Here is an 18443-nt window from a genome sequence, read left to right as displayed (position 1 = left end):
AATTTCTGCTAATCAATGACCTCAAGATTCTCCGCATTTGGCGGGGAGTTTGCGCCAAGGAGCAGTCCCCATGTCCGATGCCAACCAGCCCAGCACTGTCGCCGATGCCCAGGCCGACAACTGGGTCGATCGCCATGCCCCCGACTGGCTCAAGCCCTATGCACGCCTGGCCCGCTGGGACCGGCCCATCGGCTTCTGGCTGCTGTTCTGGCCCTGTATCTGGGGCCTGGCGCTGGCCGCCATTGCGGTGCCCGAGCGCGGCTTCGACTTTCCCGCCGCCCTGCTCATGCTGGTGGGCGCGGTGCTGATGCGCGGCGCCGGCTGCACCTTCAACGACATTGTCGACCGCGATATCGATGACAAGGTGGCCCGCACCCGTTCGCGCCCGATTCCCTCCGGCCAGGTCACCGCCCGCGACGCCCTCTATTTCATGGTCGCCCAGGCCCTGCTGGCCTCGGCCGTCCTGTTCCAGTTCAACCGCTTCACCGTCTGGGCCGCAGTGGCCTCGCTGGTGCTGGTGGCTATCTATCCTTTCATGAAGCGCATCACCTGGTGGCCGCAGGCCTTTTTGGGCCTGGCCTTTTCCTATGGTGCCCTGGTTGGCTGGAGTTCCCAGACCGGCAGTCTGAACTGGGCGCCGGTGCTGCTTTATGCCGGCACCATCCTCTGGGTCATCGGCTATGATACGCTCTATGCGCTGCAGGATATCGAGGACGACGCGCTGATCGGCGTCAAGTCGACCGCCCGGCTGTTCGGCGAGCACGTCCGCCCTATCGTCGCCGTGCTCTATCTCGCCGCCTATATGCTCTGGGCAGCGGCGGTGGTGCTGGTCAGCGGCGGTCTGATCTTTGCGGTGCTGTCGCTGGCAGCGGTGGCGCTGCTGGCCTGGCAGGTCTGGACCGTCGATCCCGCCCAGCCGGACAATCCGCGTTCGCGCTTTTACAGCAACCATTATGTCGGGGTGGCCCTGTCGCTGGCGCTTCTGGCCGACTGGGTCTGGTAGTTCGCGTTGGCGTTGGCCCTCGATTGGCGGCCCAAAGGCGAACCCGATGCCAACAGCCTGCTAGCGCATTCCCCCCAAACGCCAAAAGGGCTGACCGCACCACCGGTCAACCCTTCAGACGTGCTTTGGAGGCAGGTAAACTTTACGCGTCGAGCTGGCCGGGCTTGCGGCGGTTGAGGAAGCGGGGGCGGCGGCCGGCCTCGGCCACCAGCTTGCGGCGGGCCTGGCTCGAGCCGACCATGACGCCGTCGACCTGCTGGCTATAGGGCATATAGGCGCCGTCGCCGGCCTTGATGAACAGCGGCAGGCGGAGCTTCTTGCCCCAGTTCTGCCATTCGGCGACGACGTTGTGATTGCCGTCTTCCTCGAACACCCGGTAGTTGAGCTCATGATCGGAATGCACCAGCTCGATCGAGCTGGTCAGCACGCCCTCTTCCGAGATGGCGGTCGCCACGGCGACGCCGATGAATTCGGTGACCGGCACTTTGATCTTGATCGCCACGCCGCTCTGCTCGAGCATGCGACGAATGGTAACGGTCTTGATCGGGTCCTTGGGGCCGTTGTCGTTTGCCGCAACGAACCGGCGCTCCGCCACTGCGGGCCTGCCGAACGCCAAAACGACCGAGGACCCTTCCATTGCAACGCCATGAACCATCTGAATATGCCTTCCTGTCAACTTCGAGAGCTGGTTTTTGGTGCCCTCTTTGTAGGCTCAACATAGCGCCAGGACTTACCCGCCACCTTAATCGGTTGGGTTAAGTTTATCTTGTTTTTCGAGAGGGTTAGCAGTGTCTTGCACTAGGTAGCACCCGGTTAACCGCGCCCCTTGGCAGCCTGTTAACGCTGCCCTTTGCGGCCCGATGGGGTTGCTGTGGCCGGGGCCTCTTGTCCAAAAGCCGGGGCGAGCCTAAAAGGCCCCGAATATGCCCATTCCGCCCACCACCTATGCCGACGATCTCGAACTGCTCCGCTCCTCGGCGGTGGCAGCGGGCATCATTGCCAGCAGCTTCTTCCGCCGCGAGGTCAAGAGCTGGAACAAGGAAAATGCCTCCCCGGTCAGCGAAGCCGACATCCTGGTGGATCGGTATCTGGCCTCCGCCTTGCTGCAGGCGCGCCCCACCTATGGCTGGCTGAGCGAGGAAACCGTCGACAATCCTTCACGGCTGGATTGCGAACGCGTGTTCATCGTCGACCCCATCGACGGCACACGCGGCTTCCTGCGCGGCGAGGACAGCTGGACCGTCTGCCTGGCCGTGGTCGAGAATGGTGTTCCCGTCGCCGGCGTCGTCTACGCGCCGATGCGCGACGAACTCTATGAGGCGGTCAAGGGCGAGGGCAGCCGGCTCAATGGCAAGCCGATCCAGCGCCGCCGGCGCCCCGGCGCGCCGCCTGTCATTCCCGCCGCCGGCGCCGTGCACCAGCAATTGCAGCAGGCCGGCCTCAACTATACCCGCGGCCCGCATTATCCTTCGTTGGCCTATCGCCTGGTCCAGGTGGCCACCGGCAAGCTCGACGCCGTGGTCAGCCGCCGCGGCAGCCAGGATTGGGATATCGCCGCCGCCACGGTCATCCTGAATGAGTGCGGCATCGACATTGCCGATGTCTGCCGCGGTTTCCCGCAATTCAACAGACGTGATGTGCGCCACGGGGCGCTTGCGGCTTTGGGCGACATGAGCCTAAAACCGCTGCTGCATGCGGCGCTGATCGAGGTCTATGGCTGCCCCGCGGATGAAGCGGCGCCGACCGCACATTCTCAACCGACCGATGAACGGATATGACCGATGGCTGAAAACAACGTCCCCAAGGAACAATTGCTGCACCTGGTGATCGGGGGCGAACTCTCCAGCATCGAGGGCGTAACCTTCGCCGATCTCGACAAGGTCGATATCGTCGGCCTATATCCCAATTATGCCAGCGCGCTGGTCGCCTGGAAGCAGAAGGCACAGATGACGGTGGACAGCGCGCAGACGCGCTATTTCATCGTACACCTGCACCGCCTGCTCGATCCGCAGTCCGACAAGAAATAGGCCGGTCGCGCCGGGGGCCTAAGGGGCCTCCAGCGCCTCCAGTATCGCCTGCATGGCGCCCGGACCGCCGATGCGCTGGCGGCCCAGATTGGCCAGCCGGCGCCGCTCCTCGTCATTGCCCAGCAGCTGCCGCAGGGCCGCGCCGATCGCGGCAGCATCGGCCGGCACCACCGTGCGGGCGTCGCCGAACAGCTTCTGCTCGTCGCTGAAGCGCGAGCGCCGGTCGCGCGGATTGACGAACGTTATGACCGGCCGGCCAAGGCCCAAGGCCTGCACTGTCGCCGTGCCGGCCTGTGACAGCACCACGTCCGAGGCTTCCAGCAGATTGCCCATTGCCCCGCCCCGCGCCATGTGGACCGTCAGCGTGCCATCGGTGAGCTCGCCAAGATCGTCCGGTTCCACGCTCAGCATATGCGTGCGCCGCAGGCCGGTCTTTTTGGCCAGGTCATCGATATTGATGCCGCCCGCCACAGCGAGGAAGATGTCGGGCCGTTCCGCTTCCGGGAGCGTGCGCAGCGCATCGATCTGCAGCTCGAAGCTTTCCGCGGTCAGCGCCCGGCTGCCCGGCAGCAGCGTCACGGCCAGCTTGCGGCTGCGCCGCGTCGCCGCGTCATAACCACCATGGGGAATGGTATCCATCATCACATTGCCCGGCGAGCGGGCGTCGACGCCCGCGTCTTGCAGGGTCTGCGCCAGGCTGTCGGCGCGGCAGAACACCGTGGCGCAGGCGCGCTTGATGATGAAGCGCTCGGCAGCCGAGTAGAGCCGGGCTGCCCCGGTCTTGTAGACATCAAGATAGATCAGGTCCCGGTGGCCGGTAGCATAGGCCGCCAGCACGCCGGTCACATCGCCTACCACGACAATGCGCTCATACTTGCCGCGGATGCTGCGCAGGAAGCGCAGGGCGGGTGGCACGGTCATCAGCCCGCCATTGGCCAGGTCGCGCCGCAGCGATCCCTTGACGTTGCGCCAGCCCTCCGAGGCCAGCGTGGCGCGCGGGCCTACCATCGGGCAGACCCCGGTATAGGCATTGCCTGCGCCGATCATCGGATAGGCTTCCACCTCGATCGATCGCGGCAGGCGGGCGACGATGGCCGCGGCAATCCAGTCTTCGCCGTGGCCGTTGGATATGAAAAGGAAACGACGACGTGAGGCAGACGCTTCCTCGACCATCAGGCGCCCAGGCCGAACCGTTCGAACGCGGTGTTCGCCACCGTGGCATCGGCATAGGCCTCCTGCCGGTCGACATTCCAGTAAAACAGCTCGTCGAGCGGGATCGGCTTGCCGGTAATGGCGCAGCGGGCAAAGCTGCCCGGCTTGAGCACGACATAGTCGCCATCCAGGTAGCGGATCACGGCTTCGGCAGGGGCAATATTCTTGTCAAAAATGTTCATGCTGAAAATCCTTTGGCCTGAGTGATATAGCGGGCATTCATGTCGTTCAGAAGAGGCTTTCCTGCGCGCCGCCATCCTGTTGGTCGCGTGGTTTCTTCTTGATCACCGGACTGCCTGCAATTGTTGCGCCTACCGCGCCATCGGCAAATTCGATGGCTACCATATCACCCGCAGACAGATTGGCCCGCTGCTGGACCAGGTTGCCGTCCACATCCTTGATCACCGCATATCCGCGCGCAAGTACGCTTTTGTAACTAAGCGAGGCCAGCAGCTTGCCCCATTGGCCCAGCGCGGTACGGCTTTCACCCAGACCCAGCGCCATGCCGGCGCGCATCCGGGCCGCCATCGGGCTGAGCTGGCTGTGCGCATGGCGCAACTCGGCCTTGAGCGCGGTCGGCGACAGCTGCGGCGCGATGCGGGCCAGCTGCGCCCGTTTGCGCTCCACCAGCCGGACCATGGAAGTGCCCAGCAGCGCGGCGCGCGGATCATAGGTCAGGCGGGTCCGGTCGACGGTCTTGCGCAGCCCGGTCTCGGCGCGCAACGACAGGTTGCGCAGCCGCTCGGCGGCTTCCTGGCGCTGCCCCTGCAGCAGGCGCGGCGTCAGCTTGGAATCGGTGCGCGCATAGCGCAGCCGCAGCGATTGCACCGAATGGCGCAGATTGCCCAGGAGATTGGCGGCGGCATGGTCGAGCTGCTGGCGCTGCAGCGCCACCAGGTCTCCCGGGCGGGGCATGCCGGCCACCGCCGCCCGCAACCGGTCGCGCGCACTGCCCGCCACTCGTCTTGTCGCCTGGCGCTGTCGGCCGCCAAGGTCGTCGACATAGCCCACCAGTTCGATGCGCACCGGCACGGCCGCCTCGGCTGCTGCCGTCGGTGTCGGCGCCCGCATGTCGGCGACATAGTCGATCAGCGTCGTATCGGTCTCGTGGCCCACCGCGGAAATAATAGGGATGCCGCTGGCGGCAACGGCGCGCACCACCGCTTCCTCGTTAAACCCCCACAGGTCTTCGATCGAGCCGCCGCCGCGGGCCACGATCAGCAGGTCGGGCCGCGGCATGGCCCCGCCCGGCACCATGGCATTGAAGCCCTCGATGGCATTGACCACTTCGGCCGCACAGGTATCGCCCTGCACCCGCACCGGCCATACCATGACATGGCTGGGAAAGCGGTCGGCCAGGCGATGCAGGATATCGCGGATCACCGCCCCGGTGGGCGAGGTGATGACGCCGATCACCCGTGGCAGATAGGGCAGGGCCCGCTTGCGCTCGCGGTCGAACAGCCCCTCGGCCGCCAGCTTGCGCTTGCGCTCCTCGAGCAGCGCCATCAGCGCCCCGGCGCCGGCTGGCTCGATATTATCGATGACGATCTGGTATTTGCTCGAGCGCGGGAAGGTGGTCAGCCGCCCGGTGGCGATGACCTCGAGCCCTTCCTGCGGCTTGAAGCTGAGCTTGGCGTAGTTGCCTTTCCAAACCACGGCGTCGATGGCCGCGCCCTCGTCCTTGAGGGTGAAATAGGCGTGGCCCGACGAATGCTGGCCGCGAAAGCCGGAAATCTCGCCGCGCACGCGCACATGGCCAAACTCGTCCTCGACGGTGCGTTTGACCGCCTGGGCAATTTCGCTGACGCTGAATTCGGTGGCATTGGTAAGGATGTCGGCCATGTCCCGTTGGTGCGACATCGGCCGGTACAGGTCAAGAGCCGCGCCAGCTTACTCCGCAGCTTCCGCGTCGGGCAGGGCGGTTTGCAGGTTCCCCATCGACTGCACGATATGGCTGGCCAGCGCGTCATAGATGCCACCATAGGCGTGGCTGGCCCGCATCAGCGCGATCTGCGCATCGCCCAGCCGCGGCAGCCCGTAATCATCGCTGATCACCCGCATGCCCGGCTGCAGCGCACTCTCGGGCAGAAAGCCGATCGCCAGGTCCGACAGCACCGCGCTCGAAATCGCCGTGGCGTTCGACGAGGTATAGGCGACACGATAGTCCTTGCCGGTGCGATCGAGGGCTGCCAGCGCATCCTTGCGCCAGATGCAGCATGACGGGCCGCAGGCGATGGCCACCGGCTCGCTGGCCAGCGCCCGCCCGCCATGCGACGTCACCCAATGCATCTTCTCGGTGCGGAACAATTCGCCGTAGTTCTGCTCGGTCCCTTGCGTGAAGACGATCAGGTCATAACGCCCCGCCCGCATGCCGTTGAGCAGTTCCTCCGAGGCCATGCAGGCCACGTCGACCGCAATCCGCGGATGCGTGCGCTGAAAGCTCGACAGGATGACGGGCAGCAGCCGCACCGCATAATCGTCCGGCACGCCGAAGCGGATCGAGCCGGCCAGCACGCCGTCGGAAAAATGGTCCATGATCTCGGCATTAGTGCGCAGCATCTTGCGCGCCCGGGCATAGAGCGCCTCGCCATGGGCGGTCAGCGTCACGCTGCGCCCGTCGCGCGCCAATAGCGACTGCCCCAGGCGCTCCTCGAGCCGCTTGATCTGCATCGACACGGCCGATTGCGTCTTGTTCACCCGCCGCGCCGCCTCGGTGAAGCTGCCGCAATCGGCAATGGCGCAGAAACTCTGCAACTGGTCCAGATCAAGCGGTGCGGCCATGGCTCCTCACATCACTCAAATTGATGAAGTAGATGAAATCTATTTGTTGGACGAATGAATGTCCAGAGCGGTAATTTGGTCTCATCGGTTCCAGCACCTCTGGCGCCGCGTCGCCGACCTCCGTTGGCGCAACCCATGAGTGGAGAATTCCCATGGCTATCTCGCTTTCCGGCGAGCGGTCACCAGCGGCCGCCTCGTCCAGTCCCCTTGCTGCGCTTGCGCGCTGGATCGCCGAGGCCAACGCCGCCCGTACCCGCCGGACCGCGCTGACCGCCTTGCTGGCGCTCGACTCCAGTCGTCTCGATGATCTGGGCATCACACGGGCCGATATCAATGCCGCCCTGGCGACCCGCTCCTATGGCGGCACCGAGCACCTGCTCAACGCCGCCCGCGCCCGCAACGCCAGGCTCTAGGCCGTTCATATGAATTGCGTCGGCCGCATAGCTGCGGTCGGCACCTCCAAGGTTGGTACGTTTTGCTTTTGCGAGCGCGTGCCATCTCCCGGGTCGGTTTTGCCGCCGATCCCGTTTCCTGATGACTTGCCGGACGGTGCTTGCACCTGTCCGGCTTTTTTTCGTGTGGAACAGCGCGCTAAGGAAGCTGCGCGAAGCCGTCCTTGAGGCCGTTCAGCGACACCGGAATGCCGATGCCTTCTTCAGGCGTCTTGAACACCACAAAGATCGCGCTGGTGCCATTGGTCAGCGTCTCGACCAGCGCGTCGTCGAGCACGACTTCTGCGACGCAGCCATTGGGTAGGCAGCGCACGAAGGCCACCCGGCCCATGTCTTCGCCATCCACATTGAGCCCGAGCCCATTGGGCAACAGCACGCCGAGCGGCGCCAGCACACGCAGCAGGCGTGCCTCGCGGTCGGCCGTGCGCAGGATGATCACCGACAGGCCCACATTGGGCTGATCTTCGGCCAGCACGTTCTGGATGATGGCGCATTGTTCAAAGCTGGCGCCTGGCGGCGTGTCGCAGCTCATCTGCCAGTCACCATACTGGGCGCGTACCACGCCCTGACCCAGCACGGCACTGCCGCCGGCGGCAAGGGCCAGGACAGCCAGGCCGAGGCCGGCCAGATGACGATTCAAAATCCGCTTCACTCGATCAATACTCCCGCCGAATCGTGGGTCTGTTCCAGGCACTCTGTGTTTCCGCTACGCCGTGGCTCAAGTCAACCAAACCGCCCGCAAACCGCCCCTCTGCCGGGGATATGCGCCGCAGAGTGCGGCGGGGATGAGGCGGTTTGTGGCCCGGCGCGGCGCAATATGACGCAGCATGACACAGTCAGGCCGCAATGGACTTGCCTGCTTCGATATGATTTAGGTCACCGGAAGAGTTTTCGCTCCGAGGTTGAGTCGGGGCGGCGTTATCTATGCCGCTGTAATGCCACTCAATCCCGGTGCGGATGCACCAATTGAAGTCGACACAGGGGTTTATGGTGACCGGTCAGTTCTTGAGAAAGATGGGCGCTGCAGCAGCGGCCGCAATGGCGCTGGCCCCGGCTCTTGCTGTGGCCCAGGATGCGCCGCTGGAGGCCGCCGGCCATCCGCTGCCCGGGCAGTATCACCTGCAGCGCTCGGTTACCCCGATCATGGACTCCATCGTCAGCTTTCACGATGGCATCCTGATGTGGACCATCAGCCTGATCGTCGTCCTTGTGCTGGCACTGCTGGTGTGGATCGTCATCCGCTTCAATGCCAGGCGCAACCCGGTTCCGGCCGGCTTCACCCATAATACCATGGTCGAGATTGCCTGGACGGTGCTGCCCATCGTCGTGCTGATCGTCATCGCCATTCCCTCCTTCGGCGTGCTGTCCGACCAGCTGACCGTGCCCGATGGCGAGCGCAAATACCTTGGCTCCAACATCTTCTCCTTCGGCGAAGTCGAAGTTCCGGCTCCCGAGCTCACCATCAAGGCCACCGGCCAGCAGTGGTACTGGGACTATCAGTATGTCGATCAGGGCGTCGAGTTCTCCTCGCTGATCCTGGGCGCGCCCGGCGACAACTACGAACAGACCGAAAAGCCGAACCAGCCGCGCCTGCTGGCGGTCGACAATGAGCTCGTCGTTCCCGTCGACACCACGGTCCGCCTGCAGGTTACCGCCGATCCGCTGGGCGTGATCCATGCCTTTGCCGTTCCATCCTTCGGTATCAAGATCGATGCCGTTCCCGGCCGGCTCAACGAGACGTGGTTCAATTCGCGCGAAACCGGCATTTTCTATGGCCAGTGCTCCGAGCTCTGCGGCAAGGACCATGCCTTCATGCCGATTGCCGTCCGCGTCGTCACCAAAGCAGAATTTGCCACCTACATCGCGGCGTTTGAGGGTGGCGACTATGCCGCCGCCAATGCCACGCTGGCCGCAGTGCAGTAGACCAGGGCTCAGGGGATAACCACATGACTGACACCGCTCACCTCCAGGCCCACGCCACCGGACACGACACTGCCCACGACAACCATACGCCGACCGGCTGGCGCCGCTGGGTCTACTCGACCAATCACAAGGACATCGGCGTGATGTACCTGGTGTTTGCCATCATCACCGGCGTGATCGGCGGCCTGCTTTCCGGCGTCATGCGCATGGAGCTGCAGGAACCCGGCATCCAGATTTTCCACGGCCTTGCCGCCATGGTCTACGGTGTTGACGGCGATGCCGCCATCGACGCGGGCAAGCACATGTACAATGTGTTCACCACCGCCCATGCCCTGATCATGGTGTTCTTCGTGGTCATGCCGGCCACCATGGGTGGCTTTGCCAACTATTTCGCGCCGCTGATGATCGGCGCGCCCGATACCGCCTTCCCGCGCATCAACAACATCGCCTTCTGGCTGCTGCCGCCGGCCTTCATCCTGCTGCTGATGAGCCTGTTCTTTGAGGGCACCGGCCCCGGCGCCCTCGGCTTTGGTGGCGGCTGGACGGTCTATCCGCCGCTTTCGACCACCGGCCATCCCGGCCCGGCCATGGATTTTGCCATCCTTTCGCTGCACGTGGCCGGCATCAGTTCGATCCTGGGCGCGATCAACCTGATCACCACCATCTTCAACATGCGCGCTCCCGGCATGACGCTGCACAAGATGCCGCTGTTTGCCTGGTCCGTGCTGGTGACCGCCTTCCTGCTGCTGCTGGCTCTGCCTGTGCTGGCCGGCGCCATCACCATGTTGCTGACCGACCGCAATTTCGGTACCGCCTTCTTCAAGCCTGCCGAGGGCGGCGATCCGATCCTGTTCCAGCACCTGTTCTGGTTCTTCGGCCATCCCGAAGTGTACATCATGATCCTGCCGGGCTTCGGCATCATCAGCCACATCGTCTCCACCTTCAGCCGCAAGCCGATCTTTGGCTATATGGCCATGGCCTATGCCATGGTTGCCATCGGCTTTGTCGGCTTCGTGGTGTGGGCGCATCACATGTACACAACCGGCCTCAGCCTTGACGTGCAGCGCTACTTCGTGGCCGCCACCATGGTCATCGCGGTGCCCACCGGCGTCAAGATCTTCAGCTGGATCGCCACCATGTGGGGCGGCTCGATCACCTTCAAGTCGCCCATGCTCTGGGCCATCGGCTTCATCTTCCTGTTCACCGTTGGCGGTGTGACCGGCGTGGTGCTGGCCAATGCCGGCGCCGACCGTGCCCTGCACGACACCTATTATGTGGTGGCCCACTTCCACTATGTGCTGTCGCTGGGTGCCGTGTTCTCGATCTTTGCGGCCTGGTACTACTGGTACCCCAAGATGTTCGGCTACATGTACAACGAAGCCCTGGCAGCATGGCACTTCTGGGTGATGTTCGTTGGCGTGAACCTGATCTTCTTCCCCCAGCACTTCCTCGGCCTTGCCGGCATGCCGCGCCGCTACATCGACTATCCGGACGCCTTCGGCTTCTTCAACCGCATCTCCTCGATCGGCTACTACATAACCTTCGTGGCCATGGCGATCTTCTTCTATGCCACCTGGGAAGCCTTCAAGAAGAAGCGGCCCGCCGGTGACAGCCCCTGGGGCGACGGGGCAACGACGCTGGAATGGACGCTCTCCAGCCCGCCGCCGTTCCACCAGTTCACCACGCTGCCCAAGATCGAATCGACCAACGCGCATTGAGTGCATCCGGGCCGCGTCCGCGCGGCCCGTCCAACGACGCAAGGAAAGCAAAGCCAGTGGCTTTAGTTGACGATAGCAGACACCTCTCCGCCATGACGGGCGAAGCACGCGTCGAGGATTACCTCGCGCTGCTCAAGCCCAATGTCATGCAGCTGGTGGTGTTCACGGCCATTGTCGGCCTGCTCGTCGCCCCCGGCGGCATCAATCCCCTGGTCGGCTTCATCGCCGTGCTCTGCATCGCCATCGGGGCAGGGGCCTCGGGTGCGCTCAACATGTGGTACGATGCCGATATCGACGCCATCATGAGCCGTACCCAGAACCGGCCGATTCCGGCCGGTCGCATCTCGGGCGGCGAGGCGCTGATCTTTGGTGTCGTGCTGTCGGTGTTTTCCGTTGCCCTGCTGGGCCTGGCCACCAATTGGGTGGCCGGCGGCCTGCTGGCCTTCACCATCTTCTTTTATGCTGTCGTCTACACCGTCTGGCTCAAGCGCTCGACGCCGCAGAACATCGTCATTGGTGGCGCCGCCGGCGCCTTTCCCCCCATGGTGGGCTGGGCTGCGGTGACCGGCACCATCACCGTGGAAAGCCTGGCGCTGTTCCTCATCATCTTCCTGTGGACGCCACCGCATTTCTGGGCGCTCGCCCTCTACAAGCAGAGCGATTATGGCGCGGCCGGCATCCCCATGCTGCCCAACGTCAAGGGCGTGCCCCATACCAAGGTGCAGATCTTTGTCTATTCGGTGCTGCTGGCGGCCGCCGCCATGCTGCCCACCATGCTCGGCTTCGCCGGCCTGGTCTATTCGGTCGTAGCCGTTCTCTCCGGTGCCGGCTTCCTGCTGCTGGCCTGGCGCCTGCTAGCCACCGGTGCCGATGTTGCCATGCGCAAATCGGCACGGACGCTGTTCAATTATTCGCTTGGCTACCTCTTCGTGCTGTTCTTCGCCCTGCTGGTCGATAACATGCTCGCCCGATTTGGCGTCCTGCCGGGAGTCCTGTCATGAGCGCACCAGACGAAGTCCGGGCCGTCGAACTTGAGACCCCCGAAATTGCTGCCGCGCGCGCCAGGGTGCGCCGCCGCCGCTCCATCGCCCTGGCGATTGCGCTGGCACTGTTTGCCGTCACCTTCTACACGCTGACCATCGTCAAGATGGGCCCGGCTCTATTTGATCGGGCGCTCTGATGGCCGATATTTCCCACAGCCCCGCCTCGGCCGCCCGGCGCAACAACCGCACCGCCCTGGCCGGCCTCGGCCTCGCCATCGGCATGGTGGGCCTAGCCTATGCCTCGGTGCCGCTTTACCAGATGTTCTGCCAGGCCACCGGCTTTGGCGGGACGACACAGACCGCCACCGACAATCCCAAGGGCCTCATCGCCCGGGAAATGAAGGTGCGCTTTGATTCCAACGTATCCAACGACCTGTCCTGGAAAGTGACGGCAGCCAGCCCGATCACCGACCGGATCGGTGCCGTCGACACGGTCAACTTCGTGGCCACCAACTATTCGGACAAGCCGGTCACCGGCCAGGCGATCTTCAATGTGACGCCCGAAAAGGCTGGCATCTACTTCAACAAAATCGAGTGCTTCTGCTTCACCGAGCAGACGCTGCAGCCCGGCGAGACCGTGGACATGCCGATCGTCTTCTTCGTCGATCCCGAGCTTGATGCCAATCAGGAACTCGACACCATCAAAGAGATCACTCTCTCTTACACCTTCTACGCTTCAGACAACGAGGGAAGCTGACCATGTCCGCCATTGAAAAGAACCACGACTATCACATGGTCGAACCGAGCCCGTGGCCCTTCGTCGGCTCGGTTTCCGTGCTGATCCTGGCCATTGGCGGCGTCTTCTGGATGCATGACTGGACCCCTTGGGTGTTCTTCGTGGGCCTGATTGGCGTGCTCTACACCATGTATGCCTGGTGGAGCGACGTCATCCGCGAAGCCAATGGCGTTGACCATACGCCGGTCGTGCAGATGCACCACCGCTATGGCATGATGCTGTTCATCGCCTCCGAAGTGATGGTGTTCTTCGGCTTTTTCTGGGCCTATTTCGACGGCTTCTTCCGCCTCGATGACGTCGAGCAATATGCCCGCGTCGCCGCCACCGGCGGCGTCTGGCCGCCCACCGGCATCGAGCTGTTCGACCCCTTCCACCTGCCGCTGTTCAACACGCTGATCCTGCTGACCTCCGGCACCACCGTGACCTGGGCGCATCACGCCCTGCTCGAGAATGATCGCCAGGGCCTGCGCTGGGGTCTGGTGCTGACCGTCGCCCTGGGCGCGCTGTTCACCGCTACCCAACTGCTGGAATATTCCGAGGCCGGCTTTGCCTTTGCCGGTTCGATGTATGGCGCCACCTTCTTCATGGCCACCGGCCTGCATGGTTTCCACGTCTTCATCGGTACGGTATTCCTCGCCGTCTGCCTGATCCGGGCCGAACGCGGCGACTTCACGCCGGAACGCCATCTCGGCTTCGAGTTTGCCGCCTGGTACTGGCATTTCGTCGACGTGGTCTGGCTGTTCCTGTTTGCCTCGATCTATGTCTGGGGCGCCTGGGGTGTGCCACTGTCACACTAGGGTTCGCCCGAATGATTGCACGGGGCGCGGCATCATGCTGCGCCCCGAACCTATTGGAGACCTGTTTTGGCCCAGCCCTCACCCTCGCCCTTCGTAGCTGGCCTGCTCTGCCGCTGCCCGCGCTGTGGTCAGGGCAAACTGTTCAAGGGCTATCTCAAGGTCGCGCCGACATGCACCGTCTGCGGTCTCGATCTGGGCTTTGCCGATAGCGGCGACGGCCCGGCCATCTTCGTGATCTTTCTGGTCGCGCCCATCATCATTATCCTGGCTCTCATGGTCAGCGCGGCATTCAACCCACCCCCCTATGTACATCTGATGCTCTGGATCCCGGCTACCCTCGTACTGTCGCTGGCTTTGCTGCCGCCCTTCAAGGGCGTGCTGGTGGCGGTGCAATATCGCCACGACGCCCATGAGGGGCATCAATGAGCCAGGCGCCGGTCATGGGTCGTATCAGGACCGCCACCTTTGTGGTGCTGATGCTGGCGCTGGCCGTCACCTGCACCTGGCTCGGTTTCTGGCAGCTCGAGCGCCTGGCCGAGAAGGAGGCGCTGATCCTTGCCGTCGACCAGCGTCTCGACGCCGCCTCCGTGCCGGTACCAAGTGCCGACCAGTGGTTGAGCCTGGATCTCGCCGATCTCAACTTCCGCCCCGTCACGCTGACGGGCGCCTTCCGCTACAACCAGACCGTCACCGTCTTCACCAGCCTCGGTGACGCCCGCGGCCAGGCCTCCGGCCCCGGTTACTGGGTGGTCACCCCCTTTGTGCTGGCCCAGGGCGGCACCGTCTTCGTCAATCGCGGCTTTGTTCCCGCAGCGCTGCAGGAAGCCGCCGTGACCGATGCCGAAGCCGACGTCACCCCAGTGACCATTACCGGCCTGCTGCGTCCTGGCGAAGCAGCCGGCTTCATGACCCCGGCGCCCGACACCTCCAACCGCATCGAATGGGTGCGTGATCCGGTGCGATTGGGGGCCATGGTCGACCCCATGCTGGCGCCCATCGCGCCCTTCTATGTCGACCTGCCGGCCGGCGCGCCCGGCGAGCTGCCCCAGGGCGGCGAGACGGTGATCGAGTTTCCCAACAACCATCTCGGCTATGCCTATACTTGGTTCGGCTTTGCCATTGTCGCCGTCGTCATGCTGGGCTTCTGGCTGGCGCGGCAGCGGGCCGCAGCCAAGAAGCCCGACGCCAACTGAGCCAGCGAACTTGCGGTTCGGTGACGGTTTCACTACGTTGCAACAATTCTAAAAGGGCGCTTCCCCCCAATGCAGTTTGTCTCAACGCGCGGTCAGGCACCCGTGCTCGGCTTCTCTGACACCGTACTGGCTGGCTTGGCGGCCGATGGCGGCCTCTATGTACCGCAGTCCTGGCCGCAGCTGAGCGCTGCCGAGATCGCAGGCTTTGCCGGCAAGCCCTATGCCGATGTCGCCTATGCCATCATCAGCCGCTTCACCGGCGACGAGATCGCGCCGGCCAAGCTCAAGCAGATCCTCGACGATTCCTACGCCGTGTTCCGCCACCCCTCGGTTGCGCCGCTGGTCGAACTGGCGCCGGGTCATTTCCTGCTCGAACTGTTCCATGGGCCGACGCTGGCCTTCAAGGACGTGGCCATGCAGTTCCTCAGCCGGGTAATGGATCACATCCTGCTCGAGCGCGGCCTGCGGGCCACCATTGTCGGCGCCACCTCGGGCGATACCGGCTCGGCCGCCATCGAGGCTTTTCGCGGCCGCGACACCACCGACATCTTCATCCTGCATCCCCAGGGCCGCACCTCGCCGGTGCAGCGCCTGCAGATGACCACCGTGCTCGACGCCAATGTGCACAATATCGCGGTCGAGGGCACGTTTGACGACTGCCAGAATATCGTCAAGGCCATGTTCAACAACCACGCCTTCCGCGAGCGGGTGCGCCTGTCGGGCGTGAACTCGATCAACTGGGGCCGCATCGTCGCCCAGATCGTCTACTACTTCACCGCGGCGGTGTCCCTCGGCGCGCCGCACCGCAAGGTCAGCTTTACCGTGCCGACAGGCAATTTCGGCGATATCTTTGCCGGCTATTGCGCGCGCGCCATGGGCCTGCCAATCGAAACCCTGGTCATTGCCACCAATGCCAACGACATCCTGCGCCGCACCATCGAGACTGGTCGCTACGACATGGCCGGGGTGTCTGCCACTATCAGCCCGTCGATGGATATCGAGATTTCATCCAATTTCGAACGTCTGCTGTTCGAGGCGGCCGGGCGCAACGCACCGGCTGTGCTGGCCATGATGGATAGTCTCAAGCAGTCGGGGGGCTTTGCCGTGCCCGAAACGGCGCTCAAGGCCATCCGCGCCGGCTTTGCCGCCGCCACGACCGACGAGGCGGCCACCCGCGCCACCATTGCCGAGACGTTGCAGGCCACCGGCTACCTGCTCGATCCCCATACCGCCGTGGGCCTGCATGTCGCAAAACTGCAGCCGCCGGGGACCATCCCCATGGTCACCCTGGCGACAGCCCATCCCGCCAAATTTCCCGCTGCCGTCAAGGCCGCCTCGGGCGTCGATCCGGCGCTGCCGAGCTGGCTGGCGGACCTTTATGATCGGCCCGAACGCCTCAGCGTGCTTGCCAATGACCCGCAGGCGGTCGAAGATTTCATTTCAGCGCGCACGCGCGCTGCCTAGCGACAAGAGGGGCCAGCGGTCACCGGATCGCTGGGCCTGAGGAGAATCCCGAGTGAGCGTAGAAACGACGACCCTGGACAATGGCATGGTGATCCTGACCGATCACATGTCCCATCTCGAAAGTGCCTCTCTGGGGGTCTGGGTCAAGGCAGGCGCCCGCTCCGAGCGCAAGACCGAACACGGCATTTCCCACCTGCTCGAGCACATGGCGTTCAAGGGCACCAGCTCACGCAATGCCCTGCAGATCGCCGAAGCCATCGAGAATGTCGGCGGCGATCTCAATGCCGCGACCTCCATAGAGCACACCGGTTATTTCGCCCGCGTGCTCAAGGAAGATGTCGTGCTGGCCGCCGATATCCTCTCCGACATCCTGCAGAATTCGCTGTTCGACGAGGACGAGCTGACCCGCGAAAAGCAGGTCATCGTCCAGGAAATCGGCGCGGCCCGCGACAATCCCGATGATCAGGTATTCGACCTGTTCCAGGAAGCGGCCTTTCCCAGCCAGCCGATCGGCCGCACCATTCTGGGCACGGTGGATTCGGTGCGCGCGGTCAACTCCGACACCATTCGCAAATATATGAACCGCAACTATGTCGGCGACCACATGGTGCTGGCTGCGGCGGGCAATGTCAGCCACGACAACCTGGTCGACGTGGCGCGCGAGCGCTTTGCCACCCTAAAGCCCAATGGCGCCCCGGCGCCGCAGCGCGCCGAATACCAGGGCGGTCAGGAGCGCCTGGTTTCCGACCATGAGCAGGCCCATATCGTGGTCGGCTTCGAGGGCCGGGCCTACAATGCCGACGGGTTCTATGCCGCCCAGGTACTGGCCTCCATTTTGGGTGGTGGCATGAGCTCGCGCCTGTTCCAGGAAATTCGCGAAAAGCGCGGCCTCTGCTACTCGGTCTATTCCTTCCACTGGGCCTTCGCCGATAGCGGCGTCTTCGGCGTCGCGGCGGCCACCGGCGCCGACGAAGTCGCCGACCTCGTCCCCGTCGTGCTCGACGAGCTCAAGCGCGCCACCGAGAACATCACCGACGAAGAGGTGATCCGCGTGCGTAACCAGATCCGCGCCGGCCTGCTGATGTCGCTCGAAAGCCCCTCGGCCCGCGCCGGCCAGCTGGCGCGCCAACAGATTCTGTGGGGACGACCCATTCCCATGCAGGAGACGGTGGATCGCATCAATGCTATCACCGCCCGCCGCGTGCAGGACATTGCCGAGCAGATTTTCACCCAGGGCACACCCACCCTGGCTGGCATCGGCCCCATCGGCAATCTGGCGGACGTCCAGGCCATTGGCGACCATCTCAAGCGCTGAATGGCCAAAGCCGTCCTCTGGCCCTGGTCGTCGCCGCCATCGCTGATCAGCCTGCGCGGCCCCAGCGTGCACCTGCGCCTGCCGCAACTGTCGGACTATGAGCAATGGCAGACCCTGCGCCGGTCGAGCCGCGAATTCCTCATGCCCTTCGAGCCGCGCTGGACCGAGGCGGACCTGGCGCGCCGCGTCTTCGTCAGCCGGGTCAAGCGCGCCCGCGAAGAGGCGGAGGAGGGGAGTGACTACGCCCTGTTCATTTTCCTGCCCAATGGGCAGGAAGAAACGCTTGTGGGGGGCATAACGCTCTCCAATGTCCGTCGGCGCGCCGCCCAGTTCGTCAATCTGGGCTACTGGATGGGCCAGCAATATGCCGGCAAGGGCCTGATGACCGAGGCCGTGGCGGCTTCTCTGCCCTTCGTCTTCGATACGCTGGACCTGCACCGGATCCACGCCGCCTTCCTGCCCGGAAACATGGCCTCGCGCCGGGTGCTGGAAAAGAATGGCTTCGTTGAAGAGGGCTTCGCGGAGAAATATCTGCAGATCAATGGTCGCTGGGAAGACCATGTGCTGTTCGGCCTCAATCGCGAACGCTACGAACTGGCCTGCTTCGCCAGACGGCTGGTCTAGCGGTGTGGCGTTTTAGCCACAGTCCGCCAAGCTTGTCGCTCGCGCCAATCCCCGCTACCAAAGGGCGCTCCCCTCAAGAGGACGCCGTTCCGTGCCCCGCCATTATTCGGCGTGTCGCCGGATCGCTGCCACAATGAAGCCTACCGCAGGATATA

Annotated in this window: 21 protein-coding genes; 15 read left to right on the top strand and 6 right to left on the bottom strand. The window is 64.0% G+C overall.

Features of this window, described 5'->3' with window-relative positions:
• Positions 1-70 precede the first annotated feature (70 nt).
• Positions 71-1003, top strand: coding sequence for a 4-hydroxybenzoate octaprenyltransferase (gene ubiA / locus AC4NN3_RS17325; RefSeq protein WP_491928334.1), 933 nt, complete (start codon positions 71-73; stop codon positions 1001-1003).
• 142 nt (positions 1004-1145) lie between these two features.
• Here ubiA and AC4NN3_RS17320 read toward each other — a convergent pair whose 3' ends face one another.
• Positions 1146-1598, bottom strand: coding sequence for a DUF6101 family protein (locus AC4NN3_RS17320; protein ID WP_491928333.1), 453 nt, complete (start codon positions 1596-1598; stop codon positions 1146-1148).
• Positions 1599-1926: 328 nt separating this feature from the next.
• Here AC4NN3_RS17320 and AC4NN3_RS17315 point away from each other — a divergent pair, with 328 nt between their 5' ends.
• Complete coding sequence (locus tag AC4NN3_RS17315) at positions 1927-2781, top strand: 3'(2'),5'-bisphosphate nucleotidase CysQ (RefSeq protein ID WP_491928332.1); 855 nt, start codon at positions 1927-1929, stop codon at positions 2779-2781.
• Between the two features lie 3 nt (positions 2782-2784).
• A complete protein-coding gene (locus AC4NN3_RS17310; protein WP_491928331.1) occupies positions 2785-3030 on the top strand; it encodes a DUF4170 domain-containing protein in 246 nt (81 codons plus the stop codon).
• A gap of 18 nt (positions 3031-3048) precedes the next feature.
• On the opposite strand, the gene AC4NN3_RS17305 is transcribed toward AC4NN3_RS17310, so the two are convergent.
• The 4 genes from AC4NN3_RS17305 to AC4NN3_RS17290 are packed head-to-tail and all read right to left on the bottom strand — an operon-like array spanning position 3049 to position 7023.
• Positions 3049-4203, bottom strand: a complete 1155-nt coding sequence (locus AC4NN3_RS17305; RefSeq protein WP_491928330.1) for a hypothetical protein — start codon at positions 4201-4203, stop codon at positions 3049-3051.
• Positions 4203-4424: a DUF2093 domain-containing protein gene (locus tag AC4NN3_RS17300; RefSeq protein ID WP_193336770.1), complete on the bottom strand. Its 222-nt coding sequence runs from the start codon at positions 4422-4424 to the stop codon at positions 4203-4205. The genes AC4NN3_RS17305 and AC4NN3_RS17300 overlap by 1 nt, the downstream gene beginning before the upstream one ends.
• A gap of 46 nt (positions 4425-4470) precedes the next feature.
• A complete protein-coding gene (gene xseA / locus AC4NN3_RS17295) occupies positions 4471-6102 on the bottom strand; it encodes an exodeoxyribonuclease VII large subunit (RefSeq protein ID WP_491928329.1) in 1632 nt (543 codons plus the stop codon).
• A gap of 30 nt (positions 6103-6132) precedes the next feature.
• Positions 6133-7023 carry a LysR family transcriptional regulator gene (locus AC4NN3_RS17290; protein ID WP_491928328.1) on the bottom strand — a complete coding sequence of 297 codons (891 nt, stop codon included), beginning with the start codon at positions 7021-7023 and terminating at the stop codon, positions 6133-6135.
• Positions 7024-7175: 152 nt separating this feature from the next.
• Here AC4NN3_RS17290 and AC4NN3_RS17285 point away from each other — a divergent pair, with 152 nt between their 5' ends.
• Positions 7176-7436 carry a hypothetical protein gene (locus AC4NN3_RS17285; RefSeq protein ID WP_491928327.1) on the top strand — a complete coding sequence of 87 codons (261 nt, stop codon included), beginning with the start codon at positions 7176-7178 and terminating at the stop codon, positions 7434-7436.
• A 178-nt stretch (positions 7437-7614) separates the two neighbouring features.
• Here the strand turns inward: AC4NN3_RS17285 and AC4NN3_RS17280 are convergent, their stop codons facing one another.
• Positions 7615-8127 (bottom strand): invasion associated locus B family protein, encoded by a 513-nt coding sequence (locus tag AC4NN3_RS17280; RefSeq protein WP_408639784.1) that lies wholly within the window; start codon positions 8125-8127, stop codon positions 7615-7617.
• 362 nt (positions 8128-8489) lie between these two features.
• Here AC4NN3_RS17280 and coxB point away from each other — a divergent pair, with 362 nt between their 5' ends.
• From coxB to AC4NN3_RS17225, 11 genes are all read left to right on the top strand, one after another.
• A complete protein-coding gene (gene coxB, locus AC4NN3_RS17275; RefSeq protein ID WP_491928326.1) occupies positions 8490-9398 on the top strand; it encodes a cytochrome c oxidase subunit II in 909 nt (302 codons plus the stop codon).
• A 23-nt stretch (positions 9399-9421) separates the two neighbouring features.
• Positions 9422-11116 carry a cytochrome c oxidase subunit I gene (ctaD, locus tag AC4NN3_RS17270; protein WP_491928325.1) on the top strand — a complete coding sequence of 565 codons (1695 nt, stop codon included), beginning with the start codon at positions 9422-9424 and terminating at the stop codon, positions 11114-11116.
• A 92-nt stretch (positions 11117-11208) separates the two neighbouring features.
• Complete coding sequence (locus AC4NN3_RS17265; protein WP_491928324.1) at positions 11209-12117, top strand: heme o synthase; 909 nt, start codon at positions 11209-11211, stop codon at positions 12115-12117.
• Entirely contained in the window at positions 12114-12296 is a 183-nt protein-coding gene (locus tag AC4NN3_RS17260) for a cytochrome c oxidase system small membrane protein (protein WP_491928323.1), read from the top strand. The genes AC4NN3_RS17265 and AC4NN3_RS17260 overlap by 4 nt, the downstream gene beginning before the upstream one ends.
• On the top strand, positions 12296-12856 hold the full coding sequence (locus AC4NN3_RS17255; protein WP_491928322.1) for a cytochrome c oxidase assembly protein: 561 nt from the start codon (positions 12296-12298) through the stop codon (positions 12854-12856). Before AC4NN3_RS17260 ends, AC4NN3_RS17255 begins: the two co-directional genes overlap by 1 nt.
• Positions 12857-12858: 2 nt before the next feature.
• A complete protein-coding gene (locus AC4NN3_RS17250) occupies positions 12859-13692 on the top strand; it encodes a cytochrome c oxidase subunit 3 (protein WP_491928321.1) in 834 nt (277 codons plus the stop codon).
• 66 nt (positions 13693-13758) lie between these two features.
• A complete protein-coding gene (locus tag AC4NN3_RS17245) occupies positions 13759-14118 on the top strand; it encodes a DUF983 domain-containing protein (protein ID WP_491928320.1) in 360 nt (119 codons plus the stop codon).
• Entirely contained in the window at positions 14115-14885 is a 771-nt protein-coding gene (locus AC4NN3_RS17240) for an SURF1 family protein (RefSeq protein WP_491928319.1), read from the top strand. The genes AC4NN3_RS17245 and AC4NN3_RS17240 overlap by 4 nt, the downstream gene beginning before the upstream one ends.
• Positions 14886-14954: 69 nt before the next feature.
• Positions 14955-16349, top strand: a complete 1395-nt coding sequence (gene thrC, locus AC4NN3_RS17235; RefSeq protein ID WP_491928318.1) for a threonine synthase — start codon at positions 14955-14957, stop codon at positions 16347-16349.
• A 52-nt stretch (positions 16350-16401) separates the two neighbouring features.
• On the top strand, positions 16402-17664 hold the full coding sequence (locus AC4NN3_RS17230; protein WP_491928317.1) for a M16 family metallopeptidase: 1263 nt from the start codon (positions 16402-16404) through the stop codon (positions 17662-17664).
• Positions 17665-18288 (top strand): GNAT family N-acetyltransferase, encoded by a 624-nt coding sequence (locus AC4NN3_RS17225; protein WP_491928316.1) that lies wholly within the window; start codon positions 17665-17667, stop codon positions 18286-18288.
• The last annotated feature ends 155 nt before the right edge of the window (positions 18289-18443 follow it).

The sequence above is a fragment of the Devosia sp. MDV22-iso42 genome (assembly GCF_058629155.1).
This window is presented reverse-complemented; position numbering and strand designations above follow the sequence as displayed.